An 18,190-nucleotide genomic window follows, 5' to 3' on the forward strand; every position below is an offset into this window, starting at 1 on the left:
GGCTTAGGCAAGGAGACACACATGGGCGGCAACGCCGACGAGACGGTTCCGGCGGGGAGACCGCTGGAGAGTTCCCCGTTCCGTGGGGACCTGGACAGTGAGCTGGCGGCCCGGCCGCCGCGCCGCCTGTCGACGCTCACCCTCGTGCTGGGCGCCGGGGTGATGCTCGTGGCGGGGGTGATCGTGGGCATCCAGGCGCAGAAGGCGATGGGCGGCCCGTCCGGCGCCCCCGCGGCGGCGCGGCAGGGCGGCGCGGGCCCCGGCGGCTTCGGCGGCCCCGGTGGTTCCGGTGGTTCAGGAGGCTTTGGCGGCTTCGGCGGCGGCCAGCAGGGCGGCCAGGGCCGTCAGGGAGGACAGGAAGGGCAGGCCGGTCCGGGAGGTCAGGGCGGTCAGGGAGGTGGCGGCCGGGGCGGCATGACCGTCGGCACGGTGCAGCGGGTCGAGGGCGGCAAGGTCTACGTCCAGACGGCGGACGGCTCGGTCGTGACCGTGAACACCACGGACGAGACGTCCGTACGTGTCACGAAGGAGGGCAAGGTCACCGACCTCAAGCCCGGAGGCGCGGTGGTCGTGCGCGGGGCGGCGGCCGACGACGGCTCGGTGACCGCGACGGCGATCAACGAGGGTGCCGGACGCCGGTGATCCGGTACGCGGCGGCCGGCGCGGCAGGCCGTTCTCCCGGGAGCGGCCCTCCCGGGAACGGCGCTTTTCCCGGGAGCCGCGCTGAGACGGTTCTCAGGAAACGTTCAGCCCCGGCTGAGCTGCGTTCCAGCGAGGTGGGCGAGCCTCGGGATGTGCTGGACAGAGTGGAAGCCCGATTGCTGGTCGTGGACGACGAACCGAACATCAGGGAGTTACTCTCGGCCAGCCTGCGCCTGTCCGGGTTCGAGGTGGTGACCGCGGTGGACGGCCGGGAGGCCGTGCACTTCGCCGAGCGCATCCGTCCCGACCTGGTCGTGCTGGACGTGATGCTGCCCGACATGGACGGCTTCGCCGTGGCGGGGCGGCTACGGGAGATGAGCGGGCAGATGCCCGTGCTCTTCCTGACCGCGAGGGACGCCACCGACGACAAGGTCGCCGGCCTGCGGCTCGCCGACGACTACGTGACCAAGCCGTTCAGCCTGGAGGAGGTCCTCGCCCGCATCCGGGCCGTGCTCCGCCGCACCAGGGGAGACCTCGACCTGCCGGTGCGCCTGCAGGTCGGTGACCTGGAGCTGGACGAGGAGGCGCACCAGGTCTGGCGCTCCGGCATCCCGGTGCGGCTGTCGCCGACGGAGTTCAAGCTCCTGCACTACTTCATGGTCAACACCGGCAGGGTGCTGTCCAAGGCGCAGATCCTCGACCACGTCTGGAACTACGACTTCGGCGGCGACGCCGGGGTGGTCGAGTCCTACGTCTCCTACCTGCGCCGGAAGGTCGACACGGCCGAGCCCCGGCTCATCCACACCCTCCGCGGGGTGGGCTATGTGCTGCGACCGCCCCACAGTGATTGAACTTTCAGCTGATATTCAGCTTCAGCTGACCCGTTTCTGAGCTTTGTGTGTTCAAATAGACAATGCACGACCCCCGATCACCTCGGAAGCATCCGAATGGGCTCGGGCTCGCCTCCAGCTGCGGGGGAGACGAGCTCGACACGGCCCGCGGATGAGGTCCGAGGGCAGGGCCCCACCGCTTTACCGAGTTCGCCCCCGTAACCCGGTCGAGCGGTGGGGCCAAACGCGTCTAGAGGGTCCATCGCAGGGCAGGATCGACCGTATGGGTGACAACGACGGTCTTCTGGAGACGCTGCGGGAGTTGCGGCGGCATCTCGACCGCGAGCTGTTCCCCCTCGCGATCGGCGACGTGGCGGCCGACCGCCGGGCACTGCGCGAGCTGACCGGCCAGCTCGACGACTACCTGATCCCCCGGCTGAGCGCGATCGACGCCCCGCTGCTCGCCGTCGTCGGCGGCTCCACCGGGGCGGGGAAGTCCACGCTGGTCAACTCCCTGGTCGCCGAGGACGTCTCCGAGCCGGGCGTGCTGCGGCCCACGACGATGGCCCCCACCCTGGTCACCAGCCCGGTCGACCGCGAGTGGTTCACCGCCCAGAACGTCCTGCCCGGCCTGCCACGCGTCACCGGGAGCGGCAGGGGCGAGCCCGGCACGCTCCGGGTCGTCACCGCCGCGACCGTCCCGCCGGGCCTGGCCCTGCTCGACGCCCCCGACATCGACTCGATCGTCACCGCCAACCGCGAGCTGGCCGCCCAGCTGCTCGCGGCCGCCGACCTGTGGCTGTTCACCACCACCGCCGCCCGGTACGCCGACGAGGTCCCCTGGAGTTTCCTGCGGTCGGCCAGGGAGCGGAGCACGGCCCTCGCCGTCGTCCTGTCCAGGGTCCCTCCCGAGGCGATGGGCGTGGTGCGCAAGGACCTGAACCGGCTGCTGGAGGCGAACGGCCTGGGCGGGACGCACCTCTTCGAGGTCCCCGAGCTGATACTGCCCGACGAGAACGCCCGCCTGCCGCGCCAGGCGGTCCAGCCGATCGCCGACTGGCTCGTCTCCATCGCCGCCGACTCCCGTTCCCGGGCCGAGGTGGTCCGCCAGACCCTGTCCGGCGCGCTGGAGAGCCTCTCCACCCGCGTGCCCGCGCTCGCCGCGGCGGTCGATCGCCAGCACACCGGCGCCGAGGAGCTCCGCTCGATGGCGGACGCCGCCTACGCCGTGGGCCTCGCCTCCTTCGACGAGGGCATGCGGGACGGGTCGCTGCTGCGCGGAGAGGTCCTGGCCCGCTGGCAGGACTTCATCGGGACCGGTGACCTGATGCGCTCCCTGGAGAGCCGGGTCGGCAGGTTCAGGGACCGGGTCGTGGCCTTCGTCACCGGGCGGCCCGCCCCCGAGAGCGAGCTGCGGACCGCCCTGGAGAGCGGGGTGGAGGCGCTGATCAGGGCCTCGGCCGACGGCGCCGCCGAACGCCTCCTGGAGTCCTGGTCGTCGCACCCATCGGGACGGGCCCTCCTGGAGCGCGAGGGGGTCGCCGTGGCCGGACGTCTCGGCCGGGCCGCCGCCGACCTGCCCGCCAGGGCGGAGGAGGCCGTCAGGGGCTGGCAGTCGTACGTGCTCGACCTGGTCCGCGAGGAGGGGGCGGACAAGCGGACCACCGCCCGCGTCACCTCGTTCGGCCTCAACGGGGCCGGGCTGCTGCTGATGATCGCGGTGTTCGCCTCGACCGGCGGCCTGACCGGCATCGAGGTCGGCATCGCCGGAGGCACCAGCGTGCTCAGCCAGAAGGTCCTGGAGGCCGTCTTCGGCGACCAGGCCGTCCGCGACCTCACCGTCAAGGCCCGCTCCGATCTGCGCGCCCGCGTGGCGATCCTCCTCGGCCAGGACGCCGACCGCTTCACCGACCTGCTGGACGCCGTCCAGCCCCCCGAGGGCACCGCCCCCGCCCTCCGCGCCACCGCCGACGCCATACGCGAGCACCTGCGCGAGCTTCCCGTCGCGGACCGCCGGGCCGCCCTCCCCGCGGGTCCCGTCCCGCTGGCCGTGGGGGAGTCCCGGAGACCGCCCGACGGCCTCCCACACGTGACCGGCGCACCTGACGGCGTCCCGCGCGCCACCGGTGCGGGAGAGGCGGGCCAGGCGTGAAGCTGCTGCGACGAGAGAAGACGGTCTCGCTGGACGACCGGCTGGCCGCGCTGGCACGCGCCGCCGACCTGGCCGACGGGAGGCTGGACGCCGACGCGGTCGCCGCGGCGCGTTCGGTGATCTCCCGAGCCGGGGTACGGGCGAGCCTGTCGGTCGACCACACTGCGGTCGCGCTGGCGGGGGCCACCGGCAGCGGCAAGTCCTCGCTGTTCAACCTGCTGTCGGGCACCTCGCTCGCCACGGTCGGCGTCACCAGGCCGACCACCTCGGCCGCCCAGGCCGCCCTGTGGGAGGGCGCGGGGGCGGGGCCGCTGCTCGACTGGCTGGAGATCCCCCGCCGTCACGAGCTTCCCGACGCGTCCGGCCAGGCCGCCGGGCTGATCCTGCTGGACCTGCCCGACCACGACTCGATCGAGCCGTCGCACCGGCTGGAGGTCGACAGGCTCGTCGAGCTGGTCGACCTGCTGGTGTGGGTGCTCGACCCGCAGAAGTACGCCGACGCGGCCGTCCACGACCGCTACCTCCGGCCGCTGGCCCGGCACCGGGGGGTCATGGTCGTCGTCCTCAACCAGATCGACCGGCTCTCCCCGGCCGCCGCCGAGCGGTGCCTGAAGGACCTCCGGCGGCTCCTCGACGAGGACGGCCTCACCGGGGTTCCGGTGGTCGGGGTGTCCACCCGTACCGGCGCGGGCGTCCCCGAGCTGCGCTCGCTGCTCACCTCCCGGGTCGCCGACCGGCGGTCCTGGTCCGCCCGGCTCGCCGCCGACGCGGGCATGGCCGCCGACGCGCTCCTCCAGGCGTCCGGCGTCGCCCCCGGCGAGACCCCTCCCGACGCCGCGAACAGGCCGGACGGCCTGGCGAGGCCGCTGAGGGACGCGCTGTCACAGGCCGCCGGGGTGCCGGTCGTCGTCGAGGCCGTGGCCAAGTCCCACCGGCACCGCTCGGTCGCCGCCACCGGATGGCCGCCCACCCGGTGGATCCGCCGCCTGCGGCCCGACCCGCTCCGCCGCCTCCGCCTGGACGCCGCGAGCCGGTCCGCCGGAGGGGCGAGGACGGCGGCAGAGGAGCCGGAAGAGGCGGGCGGCGTCGTCGGAAGGACGTCCATCCCCGTCGCGACCGTCGTCCAGCGTTCCCGGATGGACACCGCGATCCGCGAGGCCGCCGGGGCCGCCGCCGCGGGGCTTCCCGCGCCGTGGGCCGCCGCCGTGCGGCAGGCGGCGAGGTCGCGCGGGGACGAACTGGAGGACGGCCTGGACCGGGCGGTGGCGACCACCTCGCTCGGGGTCTCCCGGCGGCCCCTGTGGTGGCGGCTGGCCGGGCTGGCGCAGTGGCTGGTGCTCGCGACGATGCTCGCCGGGGGGATCTGGCTGCTCGCCCTGGTCGCCCTCGACTACCTCCGGCTGCCGCAGCTCTACATGCCGACCGTCGGTGAGCTGCCCTGGCCGACCACGCTGCTGGTCGGGGGCGTCCTGCTCGGTCTGCTGATCGCGCTGCTCTCCCGGGTGGCCGCCTGGCTCGGCGGCCGGCGCCGGGCCCGCAAGGCGGCGAAGGCGCTGCGGTCGAGCGTCGACAAGGTCGGCCGCGAGCTGGTGCTGGACCCCATGGAGGAGGAGCTGACCCGCTATCAGCACTTCACCGAGGCGGTCGCGGTGGCCGGGAACGGAGCCCGCGCGTAGGCGGACGCCTTCACGCGCGCCCGGAGCCGGTGGAATCCGGTAGGACCGCGGCGACCGGCTCCACCCCTGCCCGAGACGGCCCGGCGACGCCCCCGCCGAGCGCGCGTGCCAGGCCGCGGCCTCCCGCCATCGTCCCTCGCCATCGTCTCTCGCCGACGCCGACGCCGACGCCGTAGGTCGCCCGTCTCGCCCGTCGGCCGCCGTACGTCACGTGCCGCGTTCGTACGTCGTACGTGGCTCTGAAGGGGGTGCTAGGGGGCGAACAAGGGCTGACGGGGCTGTAGGGGCGCGCCACAGTTGCGGTGACGGGGGCCGGGGGGCGCCGACGACGGCGTCGTGATTCTGCGCGGGAGGTCGATCGGACGCGAGGACGTGCGTCCGCGCCCCGCGCGGTCCCGGTGAGCCCCACACCGCCGGCATGCCACGTGCTGCCGGCCGACGGGAGGAGCGACATGCGGCGATGGAGGAGGACGGCCTTACTGCTGGCCGTCTGCGGTGCCGTGGGCACCGGCCTGCTACCGCAGGCGGCGGGCGCGGACAGGGCGGCGGGCGTGGGGACGGCTGCCTCGGTCATCCCGATCGCGGGACTGGAGCGACCGGTGCGGATGGTGGTGGACCGGTGGGGCGTGCCGCACATCTACGCGGACAACACCTCCGACCTGTATCTCGCGCAGGGGTTCAACGCGGCCCGCGATCGCCTGTTCCAGATCGACCTGTGGCGCCGGCGCGGCCTCGGGCTGCTGTCCGAGGTGCTCGGTCCCGCCTATCTCAAGCAGGATCAGGCCGCCAGACTGTTCCTCTACCGAGGGGACATGGCGAAGGAGTGGGAGAGCTACGGCCCCGACGCGAAGCAGGCGGCCACCCGGTTCACCGAGGGGATCAACGCCTACGTCGACTGGCTGAAGCGGAACCCGGAGGCGGTGCCGCCGGAGTTCCGTGAGCTGGGGTACGCTCCCGCGCGCTGGTCTCCCGAGGACGTCGTCCGGATCCGCAGCCACAGCCTGGCGGTGAACCTGACCTCCGAGGTCGACCGCGCCCGCGCCGTCTGCGCGGGCGGCATCGGCGTCGACCCGCTCATGCGCGAGCTCCAGCCCGAGTGGAAGACCGTCGTGCCCGACGGCCTCGACCCGTGCGCGCTGCCCGCGGACGTGCTCGGCACCTACCAGCTCGCCACCCAGAGCGTCGTCTTCCAGAACGGCCAGGTCCGTACGGTGCCCGAACCGCCGGGCCCCGCGCTCTCGGAGGGAAGCAACGCCTGGGCCGTCGCACCGGCACGCAGCACGACGGGCCGCCCGATCCTCGCCAGCGACCCGCACCGGGTGATGAAGGCCCCCGCGCTGCGCTACATCACCCACCTGTCGGCACCCGGCCTCGACGTGATCGGGGCGGGGGAGCCCGCGCTGCCCGGCATCTCCATCGGGCACAACGGGACCGTGGCGTTCGGGCTGACCATCTTCGGCGTCGACCAGGAGGACCTCTACGTCTACCAGCTCGACCCCGGCGACCAGGGACGCTACCGGTACGGCCGGGGATGGGAGCGCTTCAGGACCGTCACGGAGAACGTGCCGGTCGCCGGTCAGGGGGCACAGCCCACCGAGCTGTCGTTCACCCGCCATGGTCCGGTGATCAAGGTCGACCGGGAGCGGAACCTCGCCTACGCCCTGCGTACGACCTGGCTGCAGCCGGGCACGACGCCCTACTTCGGCAGCATGAAGTACATGCGCGCGCGTAACTGGAACGAGTTCACCGCGGCGATGCGCACCTGGGGCGGGCCGCCGGAGAACCAGATCTACGCCGACGCCGCCGGCAACGTCGGCTGGGTTCCCGGTGGTCTGGCGCCCAAGAGGATCGGCTACGACGGCCTGTTGCCCGTCCCGGGAGACGGCCGCTACGAGTGGGACGGCTTCCACGACGGCGCCCGCCTGCCCCGTTCCTACAACCCGGCCAAGGGGATCGTCGCCTCCGCCAACGAGTTCAACATGCCCGAGAACCACCCGCTGAAGGTCGGGTTCGACTCGTGGGCCTCCCCCTACCGGCACGACCGCATCGTCGAGGCGCTCTCCGCCAAGCCGCGCACCTCGGTCGCGGACTCGACGGCGCTGCAGAGCGACAAGGTCTCCATCCCGGCCCGCAGGCTGGTGCGGCTGCTCGCCGGGATCGAGAGTGACGAGCCGTCGACGGCGCGGGCGCTCGAACTGCTCCGCACCTACGACGGGGTCACGAGCGCGGACTCGGCGCGGGCCGCCCTGTTCGAGACGTGGTTCACCAGCCATCTGGAACCGGCGTTCGCCCGTGAGGTCCTGCCGGAGAACGTGGCGAGGCAGATCTTCATCCACGATCCGCTTCTGCTCTTCGACGCCATGGACAACCCGACCCGGTGGTTCGGTGACGACGGGACGGCGGTGCGGGACCGCATTCTCCGGACCTCGCTCGCCGCGGCCTACGACGAGCTGACCGGCCGGCTCGGACCCGACCCCGCGACCTGGAAGTGGGGCGACATCCAGAAGCTCACGTTCGGGCATCCGACCGGTAAGGACGTGGGCCCCTTCCCGCGCGGCGGCTCCTGGCACACCGTGGAGGCGTCGAACTATCTGCCGGTCACCTACGCCCCCCTGTCGGGCCCCACGTTCAAGATGGTGCTCGACGTCGGCGCCTGGGACAGGTCGCAGGCGATCAACGCCCCCGGCCAGTCGGGAGACCCGCGGAGCCCGCACTATCGCGATCTGGCGGGGTCCTGGCAGCGGGGGGAGTATTTCCCGCTGCTCTACAGCCGCGCCGCCGTGGAGCTCAACGCGAAGGACCGGTTCCTGCTCACACCGCGTGGCTAGACGATCCTTGGTGACGGCACCCAGAGGGGTCCGTCGGCTGAGATCGAGCGCCTCCTGGGCGAAGGGAGACGGACCCTGAGAAGGGATGTCGGCATCCGTCTCTCAGGAGGCGCTCATCCGCGTCCGCTCCCACTGCCGCGCGGAACCGGTCGGGGGCCGGTCGGCACGTCACGTGGGGGGAGCGCGTCAGGAAACGAGATTCACGTAGTAGGTCGAATAGCCGTTCATGTCGATCAGGCGGGTGCCGACGAGCCTGGCGGCGGTGCTGCCGATGTTGATGCAGGAGTCGAAGGCGTTCTGGTAGACGTACATCGGGCCGTAGGCGCCGGTCCAGACGGCTCCGTTGGCGGCTTCGGCGTAGTAGGCGGCGTAGCGGTTGTTGGTGTTGAGGACGAACGCCTCGCCGCCCGGGTTGATGGGCCACCAGCCCCGGGTGCCCCACTGGCCGTAGTCGCGGCAGCCGTCGGGGCTGTAGAACATGATCGCGACCCACACCTTGGAGGTGTAGCGGTTACGGAAGTGCAGTTGCATCTCTACTCCTCCGGCTCTGTGAATCGCAGGGCGAGGGGCCTGTCGTCGATCGGGTCGTCGGCCAGGGGAGGGAGATGGTCGTCGGTCTTCGCGACCACGGCGGCGCGGTCGGCCGCTCCCGGCCGCTCGTCCGTCTCGCCCGTGTTGGCCGCCGCCGCGCCCGCGAACGCCACCCGGGGATCGGGAGAGCGTTCAGTGCCGTTGTCCGGCATGTGGCTCACCTACATTCGTTGAGTTCGTAGGGTGATTGTTTGACAACATACAGTCACCATCAAGGCCGTGTAAAGAATCGTTTTCATTTCCACGGGTGGCGCGGCGGTCCGGGTGAGAGGCGGGGGTCTGGGGCCGGGGAGAGTGGTTCCTGCCCCGAGGGGGCCGATGGGCGACGCGCGCCACTCCGTGTCATCCGGCGCGGGCCGTCGCGCCCAGGGGTTGATCTCTCGGGTGAGATCGTCGTCGCTTCTGCTATAGTGCATAATGCAATATAGAGAAAGGCATCATCATGGCACGACGCCCCGATCTGGTCGGCCTGACCGTGCTGGCCATGCTCTCGGTGCGCGCCGGCCATCCCTACGAGCTCCACCGCTTCATCGTCGACACGCACAAGGACTACGTGACGGGGCTGCCCAGGAGCCTCTACCACGCGGTCGAGAAGCTCGCCGGTGAGGATCTGATCGTCCCGGTCGAGACCAGCAGGGACGGTCGCCGGCCGGAGCGCACGGTCTACGAGATCACCGACGAGGGCCGCCAGGAGCTGTCGACCAGGCTCCGCGTGCTCCTTGAGAACCCCGGTCCCGACCGCCGTACGTTCACCGCGGCCGTCTCCCTCATGGGGGCCCTGCCGGTGCCCGACGCGATGCGCGCCCTGCGTACCAGGGCCGCGACGATCGAAGGGCTGCTGGCCGGGATGGACGCCCACCTGCGCGTCATGAAGGACGGCGGCCTGCCCGACATCCTGATGATCGAGGTCGACTACGAACGCGCGCTGAACGAGGCCGAGCTGGCCTGGGTGCGGCGCGTCGTCGCCCGCCTGGAAACCGGGGAGCTCGACTGGTCGGGCATCGTCAAGCAAGAACTGCTGTCGCGAACACTCGACGAACCATGAGAAAGCGGCTGCCAGGGTGCGTCAACACCCTGGCAGCCGTGCATCCGAACAAGGCGCCTGCCCTGTCTGGACTCGCAACCTCCAGGATAGGCGCCGCGACCGTGAGGAATCGCGCCATGTCCGTGAACACGGAGATCACCGGCCTGCTCACCCGCCTCGCCGAGGCGTGGAACGCGGGCGACGCCACCGCCTACGCCGCCCTCTTCACCGAGGACGCCGACTACATCGTCTTCAACGGTACGCACAGCGAGGGACGGGCGGCCATCGAGTCCTCGCACCGCCGGCTCTTCGACGGCCCGCTCAAGGGCTCCACCATGTCCATGCCGGACGACCGGATCAAGGTCAAACCGCTGGCCGACACGGCGGTCCTGGTGATCTCGGAGGGCGGCACCGACCTCGCGGGTGAGCTCCGCGCGTCGATCGTCTCCTTCACCGCCGTGAGCACGCCCGAGGGATGGCGGTTCGCCTCCTTCCAGAACACCAGGGTGGCGCGGTGACGGGGAGGAAACCGATCGCCGAGGCCGCCGGGATCGTCGAGGCGCCGGTCGCGGTGGTCTTCGAGGACCTGGCCGGCGCGCTGCTGCCCGACGGCAGGCGCACCGGCCGCTTCACCGTCGAGGACTTCCCCGGTCACACCTCCACAGTGGAGGTCACCGGCCACACCATCTCCTTCCAGGGCGGCTGGTGGTATCGGGGCGAGTGGAGCGTCGAACCGCACCCCCGGGGCGCGCTGCTCGTGCACCGGGTCTTCAACGTCGCGCAGCGGATGAGGTGGGGCGTGCCACTGGCCAACCGCCTGTTCATCGGCTTCGCCGACAGGACGCGGCAGGGGTTCGCCGAGAGTCTCGTCCAGGCAGGACAGCGCCTGGGCTGTGCGACCCATCCGATCTAGGCGTGTCCTCGAAGTGATCCGGGTCGTCATCGTCTCCGGCGCGGGGGAACCGTGCCGACGTGGTGACGACCCGCCGTCCCGACGCCTTGCCGGTCCGACCGGCCGACCTGGCCGGCCTGGGCGGCCTGGGCGGCCTGGGCGTCCTGGGCGGTCGGCCACCACCTCCTGGGCGCGTTCTCACGCGGGTCTGTGACCGGGTGGTCGTCCAAAAGTGCGCGGGACTTCAAGGGCTCGATAGGGGTTCGTGTCGTCGGGGGCGCGTCTTTTACTGATCTGCGTCCCTGAACCTCGCGTTTTCCATCAGAGCGGAGCAACCGTGTCCGGACCCCTCACCGGCAAAGTCGCGCTAGTCACCGGCGGATCGCGTGGCATCGGCGCCGCCACCGCCCAGGCCCTCGCCGAGGCCGGCGCCGACGTCGCCATCAGCTACGCCAGTTCGGCCGAGAGGGCCGAGCAGGCCGCCAAAGATCTCCGGACCGCCGGGGTCCGCGCCTCCGCCTATCGTGCCGATCAGGGAGACAACGTCCAGGTCGCCACTCTGATCAACGACGTCGTCACGGACTTCGGGCACCTCGACATCCTGGTGAACAACGCAGGCACCCCCGCGGGCGGTCTGATCGACGACCCCTCCACCGACCACCAGGCCCTTGACCGGCAGTTCGTCGTCAACGCCGGTGGGGTGCTGGCCACGATACGTGCCGCCGCCACGGTCCTGCGCGACGGGGGCCGCATCATCACCGTCGGCTCGGTCCTGGCCGCCCGCGCCGGTTACCCGGGCGTCGCCGACTACGCCGCGGCCAAAGCCGCGGTCACCGCCTACAGCAAGGCCGCCGCCCGCGACCTGGCACCCCGGGGGATCACGGTCAACGTCGTGCAACCCGGTTCCATCGAAACCGATATGAACCCCGCCGACGGCCCGTACTCCGACGCCCAGCGCGCGTTGAACGCCATGGGGCGCTACGGCCGCCCAGAAGAGGTCGCCGCGGGCATCGCCTTCCTCGCCGGTCCAGGCGCCTCCTTCATCACCGGCGCCGTCCTGGACATCGACGGCGGCTATCTCGCCTGAAGCTCGAACGTCCCGCGGGGTGTCCGAAGAGAATTCCTGGTCGAGGACATCGGGCACGCTCCGGTAGCCCAGGGACGAAAAGATCCGCTCCCGGCTCCCGGCTCCCGGCTCCCGGGAGGGGATCTTCGGACCGCGGCGGCCCGGGGATTCGGACCCCGGGGACCCGGGCGTGCGGTATCCCCAGCCGTGTCGGTGGCTCGGACCTCGGCCGTTCGGATCGGTTCACCCGCGCCGACACGCTCGGCCGGTCCGCCGAACACGGCGGGGGGAGAGAGCGGGTGCGCCGGCTCGTCCACCACCGACAATTTTTCTTGTATTGACGATGCAACTCGTCGGTCGCTATCGTCGAGGCGTGTTCGAAGTGGGGATTTCGAACACCGCACTGCGGATCGCCGCGGGCGGCAACGACACCAAGGAGTCCTGACATGTCGCACGAATTCCGTCTCACCCACGACGTGGACCTCCAGGCCACCCCCGAGGAGGTCTGGGAGGCGATCGCGACCGGTCCGGGCGTCGACTCGTGGTTCATGGGCAAGAACGAGATCGAGCCCCGCGAGGGCGGCAGGACGTCCATGACGATGCCCGGCTTCACCGGAGAGGCCACGGTCACCGCCTGGGAGCCGCCGCACCGGTTCGGCTACCGCTCGGAGCCTGGTGAGGACGGCGCGTTCATGGCGTTCGAATACCTCGTGGAGGGCCGTGACGGTGGCGGCACCGCGCTGCGGTTCGTGCACAGCGGCGTCCTGACCGGCGACTGGGAGGCGGAGTACGACGCGCTCCGCAAGGGCAACCCGCTCTACCTGCGGACCCTCGCACGGTATCTGGAGCACTTCCCGGGCCGCACCGCCGTGCCGGTCGCCGCGTTCGGCCCGCAGCAGCCCGACCAGGACCTGGTCTGGGCCGGTCTCACCCGTGCCGTCGGCCTGTCCGAGCAGGTCAGGGAGGGTGACAAGGTGCACTTCACGATCGCGGGACAGACCGTCGACGGCGTGGTCGACACGGTGCTCGCCCCCGGCTTCCTGGGCGTGCGGACCGACGACGCGCTACTGCGGTTCGTCGGGGGCGACGGCGTCATCATGACCGGCCACCACATCTTCGCCGACGTCGACCAGGCCGACGCCGAGCGGATCTGGGGCGCGTGGCTCGCGTCCGTCTACGCCTGAGCCGCCCGGCCATGAAAATCACGAAGGCCGCGTGGACACCAGCCCGGGTTGCCACGATCCGCCGCCGTCGCCCTTCCATCGAGGGGCGGCGGGCGGGAAGCCGCTCAGGCTGCCGTCACCGGTAGCGGAAGCCGTCGAAGAAACGGCGGAAGACACCGCCGATGCGGGGCAGGGGCTCGGCCGGGGGCGGCGCCTGCGCGCGCTGCCTGGCGATGGGCTGGTCGTAGTCGGTCCGCGCGATGGCGTCGAGGACCTGCTGCTCGTCGAAGTCCTCGGACCCCTCGATCACGGGGACGAAACCGACCAGCATCCCGTTGCGCATCACCTGGGCTTCGAGGCCCGCGGTGCCGTCGGTGTCCCATTCGGCCTCGCGCCCGTCGGGCAGTGACACGCGTATCCCGAACTGATACACGCCGACCCTCGCCAGGTGGCCGTCTATTCCACGATCGCGCAGCGCGTCAACGATCCGTCGTGCCCGGTTCTCTTCCACCTCTCCCAGGATAGGTCGGCTCTCCCCGGATGGGTCGACCGGATCGTGTCCGCTCATACGGCTCACACAGCTCACACGGCTCGTACGGGGCGGGTCGGCGCGTCCGGGCAACACGAGGCGCCCGGTGTCGTCCGTGTCGTCCGTGTCGCCTGGTGTCTGTCGGTGTCGGTCGATGTGGACCGGCAGCGGTCGGTGAAGCGGGGGACCCTTCACTCCGAGCCGGTGGCGGACAGTAACCCGTCCGAAATATCGCGATAACGCATGCTTTGCGGGTGATCGCCGCTTCCTCGGATGACCCAGCCGAGGCGAGACCTTCACCGAAGGACGTGCTGCCCGCCGGGCCGATGACGCGCTCCGTGTACGACGCCGCGACGCTGCTGACCGCGCTCACCGGCATCGACCCTCAGGACCCGGCGACCGCGGCCGGCAAGGACGTCGTCGGTACCGACTACACGGCGGCGTTGTCGAAGGACGCGCTCAGGAACGTGAGGATCGGTGTCGTCGGCGCCCCGACCGGGAACCAGGGCGTCGCCTTCACCCGGGCCGTCGACGTGCTGCGCGCGCAGGGCGCCACGGTCAGCGCCGTGACGGTGGACACGAGCGGGCTTCCGGCGAGCATCCTGAACTACGAGTTCAAGCGTGACCTGAACGCCTACCTCGCCCGGCTGGGCCGACGCGCCCCCATGAAGACGCCGGACGACGTCGTCCGCTTCAACCTCGCACACGCCGGAGAGAGGGCGATCAAGTTCGGCCAGACCCTGCTGAAGACCTCGAACGTCATCAACCTGGACGACCCCGCCACCAAGGCCACTACGAGGCCGACCGCGACAACGGCATCGCCATGGCCCGTCAGCGCCTCGACTCGGCGTTGCGGGCCGGTGGTTTCGACGCGCTCGTGTTCGCGGGCAACGGCTCGGCGGGCATCGGCGCGCGGGCGCGGTATCCCTCGGTCGCCGTGCCCATCGGGTACGACCCGGCGAACGGGCGCCCGGTCGGCATGACGTTCCTCGGCACCGCCTTCACCGAGGCCAGGCTCCTGGCCTACGTGTACGCCTACGAGCAGGCCTCGCGGGAGCGGCGCCCGCCGTCGGTGGTCAACCCGTCCCTCTTCCGGTGCGCCCAGCCGGGGGGCAGGCAGCCGCAGACCTGCGCGCCCTGACCCGTTGCCCCCTGATCCCCGGCCGTTCCCGACCGGCCGGGGACGTGTCCCGGCCCGCCTCGCGTCCGCCACCTCCGGGTGGGCGCGAAGCGGGCCGCCGTATGACCCGGGTCCTCGGCGGACTCCGGTGTGGAGGCCCGCCGTCCCGCCTCGATCCCCCTTGGTGTGCTCGATCCGCCCTCGACGTGGGAGGCCGTCCTTCCCGCGACGGGTCTCTGGTATGTCCCGCTGTCGCCGCTGTAGGTTCTCAAATGCTCATATTTCTTGATCCTTGTCTCGGTCACCGCGAGCGAACCGGCACCTCCCCCCGCACTCCGGAGTAATCCCATGCCCGCAGCACTTGAGATCCACGGTCTGTGCAAGACCTTCGGCGAGAAGGTCGCCGTCGACCACGTGGATCTGAACATCCCCCGGGGCTCCTTCTACGGGCTCGTCGGCCAGAACGGCGCCGGCAAGACGACCACCCTGTCCATGGCCGTCGGCCTGCTGCGGCCCGACGAGGGGCACGCGCGCATCTTCGGCGCCGACGTCTGGTCCGACCCTGCCACGGCCAAGACGCTGGTCGGCGTGCTGCCCGACGGGATGGCCATGCCGGAACGGCTCACCGGCCGGGAGGTGCTGACCTACCTCGGGCTGCTCCGCGGGCTGCCGCGCGAGGTCGTCGACCAGCGCGCGGAGGAGCTGCTGGCGGTGCTGGAGCTCGACGAGGCGGAGAAGACGCTCGTCATCGAGTACTCCACCGGGATGCGCAAGAAGATCGGCCTGGCCACCGCCCTGCTGCACGCGCCGAGGCTGCTCGTGCTCGACGAGCCCTTCGAGGCCGTGGACCCGGTGTCCGCCGCGACGATCAAGACGATCCTGCGCGGTTTCGTGGCCGGGGGCGGGTCCATCGTGCTCTCCAGCCACGTCATGGCCCTCGTGGAGCAGCTCTGCGACCACGTCGCGGTGATCGACAAGGGCAGGGTGGCCGCCGCCGGGCCCCTGGACGAGGTCCGCGGCACCGGCTCCCTCGAAGACACCTTCGTCGGCCTGGTCGGCACCGCCGACGGCGGCGTGAAGGAGCTGACGTGGCTGTCGAACTGACCATGGTCAGTATGAAGGTGGCCGTGCTCCGTCACTCGATGAGCGGGCAGCGGGCCGGCTTCGTCGTCATGGGCGCGCTGGTCGGCCTGGTCCTCGCGGCCGGCACGATCTTCACGGCCCTCTCCTGGCCGGACCTGCTCCCGGCCGTCTACGCCGTCTGGATGCTGGGCTGGATCTTCGGCCCCGTCTTCGCCGGTGGCGGCGACGAGACGCTCCGCCCCGAGTACTTCACGCTGCTCGGCCTGCGACCGCGCCGCCTGGCCACGGGACTGCTCATGGCGGCCTTCGTCGGGGTGGCGCCCGTGATCAGCCTGCTCGCCCTGAGCGGGCTCGCGGTCCTCGGCGTACGGCAGGGGGTCGTGGCCGCGCTCGTCTCGGTCCCGGCGCTGCTGCTCCAGCTCGCGATGTTCGTCCTGCTCTCCCGGGTCGCGGTCGCCCTGCTCGGCCTGGCCCTGCGCTCCCGCGTGGGCGCGGTCGGCGCCGGGCTGACCAACGGCCTGATCCTGGCCTTCCTCGGCCAGATCTGGGTCGTCTTCATGGCACTCGGGCAGACGGCCGGTGTCCCGCCGGTGGTGGCGACGGCGGCCCGCTACCTGCCCTCCGGCTGGGGGACGGTCGCGGTCGAGGCCGCCGCGTCCGCCGACTGGCCGCGGGTCGTGGCGGCCCTGGGCGGGATGGCGCTGCTGGTCGTCCTGCTGCTGGCCGCGTGGGCGGCGCTGCTCACCCGGCGGGCCGGGGCGTCCAGGGCGGCCACGAGGGGACGCCGGCCGATCCGGGCCACCACCGCCTCCGGCGCCGTACTCGCCAAGGAACTGCGCACCTGGTCGCGTGACCTGGTGCGCACGCACCAGCTGACCTTCGCCCTCGCCTACGGCGTGTCCTTCGCCGTGGCCCCGCTGCTGCTGGGCTGGACGGGGATGCTGCCCTGGGCGGGGCCGATCTTCGTCGTGATGGCCGCGGCGATGTCGGCCAACCTCTACGGCACCGACGGCACCGCGCTGTGGCTCACGCTCATGACGCCCGGCGCGAGCGACGTCCGCGGCAGGCAGCACGCGTGGCTGCTGACCGTCGCGCCCGTCGCCCTCGTGGTGACGGTCTCCCTCGCCGCGGTCACCGGCGGGCCGTGGCCCATGCTGCTCGCCGTCCTCCTCGCCCTGCTGGGCGGCGGCGCCGGGCTGGTCCCCCTGGTCTCGGTGTACGGGCTCATTCCCGGCACCGACCCGCACCGGCGCGGCGGCAACCCGCTGCGCTCCACGGAGGAGGACGGCGCGGTCACCGGCATGGTGTATGCGGTGCTGGCGCTGGCGGCCCTCACCGCGGCCCCCGCGGCGATCGTGACCGGGCTGTTCGGCTGGGCGGGCGTGGCCGTCGGAGCCCTGACGGGAGGACTCTGCTACTGGTGGTTCGGGCTGCTCGCCGAGCGGCGGCTGCTCGCGAAGGGGCCCGAACTGCTCGACACGATGCGCACCGGCCGCCGTCCGGCCCCGAAGCCGGGCGCGGGCGGACGGCTCCCCTTCGAGGAGCTGCCGCGCCACAAGCAGATCATCATCGGGTTCTGCTTCACGGTCGGCGCGATCCCGCTGTTCCCGCAGGGGCTGCTGGCCGGTTATCTCAAGGTGTCGGAGAGCCCGACACGGGCGTGGTTCCTCGCCCTCTACCTGCCGCCGTGGCTGCAGTGGCCCACGATCGTGTTCATGGTCCTGCTGGGCATCGCCCTTTACACGACGGGCGTGACCCTCTCCTACCGTCGCAAGGAGTCCCCGACGGTCGACGGTGAACCCGGTGGCGAACTCACCGGTGAACCCGGTGGCGAACTCAGCGGCGAACTCAGTGGTGGACGATGAGCCAGGTCGCGACGGCGGTGACGGTCTCCGAGCGGTTGCCGATGATGTGGGGGCGGCTGCACGGGAAGGTGATGGAGTCGCCCTCGGCGAGGGTGACGACCTCCGACTCGAAGTCGATGGTCAGCTCGCCCTGGGTCACGGTCCCGACCTCGTAGCCCTCGTGCTTGAGGAAGTGGCCGTGGGCGTTGGAGATCGAACTCGGCGGATAGGTCGACTCGAAGAACTCGACGTCGGGTGACGGGGTGGGCGAGAGCCTGCGGAAGGTGATGCCGCCGCTGAGCCGGATGGGCGCGACCTCCCACGAGCGCCGAATGGCGAACCGGCCGGCGGGGGCGTCCGGTCTCGCCGGGTCGGCGTCGGTCACCTCCGCGGTGTCGAACACGGCGGCGAGCGGCACGCCGATCGCGGACACGAAGGCGATGAGCCTGCTGACGGACGGCCGCATCGTGCCGAGCTCGATCTGGGACACCGCGCTGGGCGAGATGCCGAGCTCGCGGGCGAGGGCCCGCAGCGACATCCCCGACCGGAGCCGCAGCTCGCGGAGCCTGCGGCCGAGGTGCTCGTTCGTGATCGCCTCGATCTCCGTGCCGGGTTCCGGGGTCATGGCTGTCACGGCCTCCACACCAATTGTCACAAGGCCGTTACGCGGGCGAAATTAGGGCTCGGGTGTCAAGGCATACATTGACGGCAGCTGTTAAGTGACCACTTAACAGCCCACGCCACAGCCCT

The 18,190-nt window shown here is 71.6% G+C and carries 18 protein-coding genes; 14 read left to right on the forward strand and 4 right to left on the reverse strand.

What is annotated here, in order from left to right; translation table 11 throughout:
• Positions 1–21 precede the first annotated feature (21 nt).
• From ACFFRH_RS18325 to ACFFRH_RS18345, 5 genes are all read left to right on the forward strand, one after another.
• Complete coding sequence (locus ACFFRH_RS18325) at positions 22–642, forward strand: hypothetical protein (RefSeq protein ID WP_344744326.1); 621 nt, start codon at positions 22–24, stop codon at positions 640–642.
• A 164-nt stretch (positions 643–806) separates the two neighbouring features.
• Positions 807–1,493, forward strand: a complete 687-nt coding sequence (locus tag ACFFRH_RS18330; RefSeq protein ID WP_386157992.1) for a response regulator transcription factor — start codon at positions 807–809, stop codon at positions 1,491–1,493.
• Positions 1,494–1,755: 262 nt separating this feature from the next.
• Positions 1,756–3,624, forward strand: a complete 1,869-nt coding sequence (locus ACFFRH_RS18335; RefSeq protein ID WP_344744327.1) for an ABC transporter — start codon at positions 1,756–1,758, stop codon at positions 3,622–3,624.
• Positions 3,621–5,300, forward strand: coding sequence for a GTPase (locus tag ACFFRH_RS18340; RefSeq protein WP_386157995.1), 1,680 nt, complete (start codon positions 3,621–3,623; stop codon positions 5,298–5,300). The genes ACFFRH_RS18335 and ACFFRH_RS18340 overlap by 4 nt, the downstream gene beginning before the upstream one ends.
• Before the next feature lie 452 nt (positions 5,301–5,752).
• Positions 5,753–8,128 carry a penicillin acylase family protein gene (locus ACFFRH_RS18345; protein ID WP_344744329.1) on the forward strand — a complete coding sequence of 792 codons (2,376 nt, stop codon included), beginning with the start codon at positions 5,753–5,755 and terminating at the stop codon, positions 8,126–8,128.
• 186 nt (positions 8,129–8,314) lie between these two features.
• Here the strand turns inward: ACFFRH_RS18345 and ACFFRH_RS18350 are convergent, their stop codons facing one another.
• Complete coding sequence (locus ACFFRH_RS18350) at positions 8,315–8,659, reverse strand: DUF1036 domain-containing protein (RefSeq protein ID WP_344744330.1); 345 nt, start codon at positions 8,657–8,659, stop codon at positions 8,315–8,317.
• 2 nt (positions 8,660–8,661) lie between these two features.
• Entirely contained in the window at positions 8,662–8,880 is a 219-nt protein-coding gene (locus ACFFRH_RS18355; RefSeq protein ID WP_344744331.1) for a hypothetical protein, read from the reverse strand.
• Between the two features lie 281 nt (positions 8,881–9,161).
• Between ACFFRH_RS18355 and ACFFRH_RS18360 the strand changes: the two genes are divergently transcribed.
• The 5 genes from ACFFRH_RS18360 to ACFFRH_RS18380 all read left to right on the forward strand — a co-directional run bounded on the left by ACFFRH_RS18360 (position 9,162) and on the right by ACFFRH_RS18380 (position 12,885).
• The gene (locus ACFFRH_RS18360) at positions 9,162–9,764 is read left to right on the forward strand and encodes a PadR family transcriptional regulator (protein WP_344744332.1); all 603 of its coding nucleotides are present in this window, start codon (positions 9,162–9,164) and stop codon (positions 9,762–9,764) included.
• Positions 9,765–9,880: 116 nt separating this feature from the next.
• Complete coding sequence (locus tag ACFFRH_RS18365) at positions 9,881–10,261, forward strand: SgcJ/EcaC family oxidoreductase (RefSeq protein ID WP_344744334.1); 381 nt, start codon at positions 9,881–9,883, stop codon at positions 10,259–10,261.
• Positions 10,258–10,656: a hypothetical protein gene (locus ACFFRH_RS18370; RefSeq protein ID WP_344744335.1), complete on the forward strand. Its 399-nt coding sequence runs from the start codon at positions 10,258–10,260 to the stop codon at positions 10,654–10,656. Before ACFFRH_RS18365 ends, ACFFRH_RS18370 begins: the two co-directional genes overlap by 4 nt.
• Before the next feature lie 316 nt (positions 10,657–10,972).
• Positions 10,973–11,722 carry an SDR family NAD(P)-dependent oxidoreductase gene (locus ACFFRH_RS18375; RefSeq protein WP_344744336.1) on the forward strand — a complete coding sequence of 250 codons (750 nt, stop codon included), beginning with the start codon at positions 10,973–10,975 and terminating at the stop codon, positions 11,720–11,722.
• 425 nt (positions 11,723–12,147) lie between these two features.
• Positions 12,148–12,885 carry an SRPBCC family protein gene (locus ACFFRH_RS18380; protein ID WP_344744337.1) on the forward strand — a complete coding sequence of 246 codons (738 nt, stop codon included), beginning with the start codon at positions 12,148–12,150 and terminating at the stop codon, positions 12,883–12,885.
• 115 nt (positions 12,886–13,000) lie between these two features.
• Here the strand turns inward: ACFFRH_RS18380 and ACFFRH_RS18385 are convergent, their stop codons facing one another.
• A complete protein-coding gene (locus ACFFRH_RS18385; RefSeq protein ID WP_329086781.1) occupies positions 13,001–13,375 on the reverse strand; it encodes a hypothetical protein in 375 nt (124 codons plus the stop codon).
• A gap of 272 nt (positions 13,376–13,647) precedes the next feature.
• Between ACFFRH_RS18385 and ACFFRH_RS18390 the strand changes: the two genes are divergently transcribed.
• The 4 genes from ACFFRH_RS18390 to ACFFRH_RS18405 all read left to right on the forward strand — a co-directional run bounded on the left by ACFFRH_RS18390 (position 13,648) and on the right by ACFFRH_RS18405 (position 17,461).
• Entirely contained in the window at positions 13,648–14,376 is a 729-nt protein-coding gene (locus ACFFRH_RS18390; RefSeq protein WP_386158425.1) for an amidase family protein, read from the forward strand.
• Positions 14,373–14,534: a hypothetical protein gene (locus tag ACFFRH_RS18395; protein WP_344744340.1), complete on the forward strand. Its 162-nt coding sequence runs from the start codon at positions 14,373–14,375 to the stop codon at positions 14,532–14,534. Before ACFFRH_RS18390 ends, ACFFRH_RS18395 begins: the two co-directional genes overlap by 4 nt.
• A gap of 327 nt (positions 14,535–14,861) precedes the next feature.
• Positions 14,862–15,617, forward strand: a complete 756-nt coding sequence (locus ACFFRH_RS18400) for an ABC transporter ATP-binding protein (RefSeq protein ID WP_344744341.1) — start codon at positions 14,862–14,864, stop codon at positions 15,615–15,617.
• Complete coding sequence (locus ACFFRH_RS18405) at positions 15,602–17,461, forward strand: hypothetical protein (protein WP_386158005.1); 1,860 nt, start codon at positions 15,602–15,604, stop codon at positions 17,459–17,461. Before ACFFRH_RS18400 ends, ACFFRH_RS18405 begins: the two co-directional genes overlap by 16 nt.
• Here ACFFRH_RS18405 and ACFFRH_RS18410 read toward each other — a convergent pair.
• The gene (locus tag ACFFRH_RS18410; protein ID WP_386158008.1) at positions 17,445–18,065 is read right to left on the reverse strand and encodes a helix-turn-helix domain-containing protein; all 621 of its coding nucleotides are present in this window, start codon (positions 18,063–18,065) and stop codon (positions 17,445–17,447) included. The genes ACFFRH_RS18405 and ACFFRH_RS18410 overlap by 17 nt on opposite strands.
• Between the last annotated feature and the right edge of the window lie 125 nt (positions 18,066–18,190).

It is taken from the genome of Streptosporangium vulgare (genome assembly GCF_042428775.1).
Lineage (GTDB): Bacteria > Actinomycetota > Actinomycetes > Streptosporangiales > Streptosporangiaceae > Streptosporangium > Streptosporangium vulgare.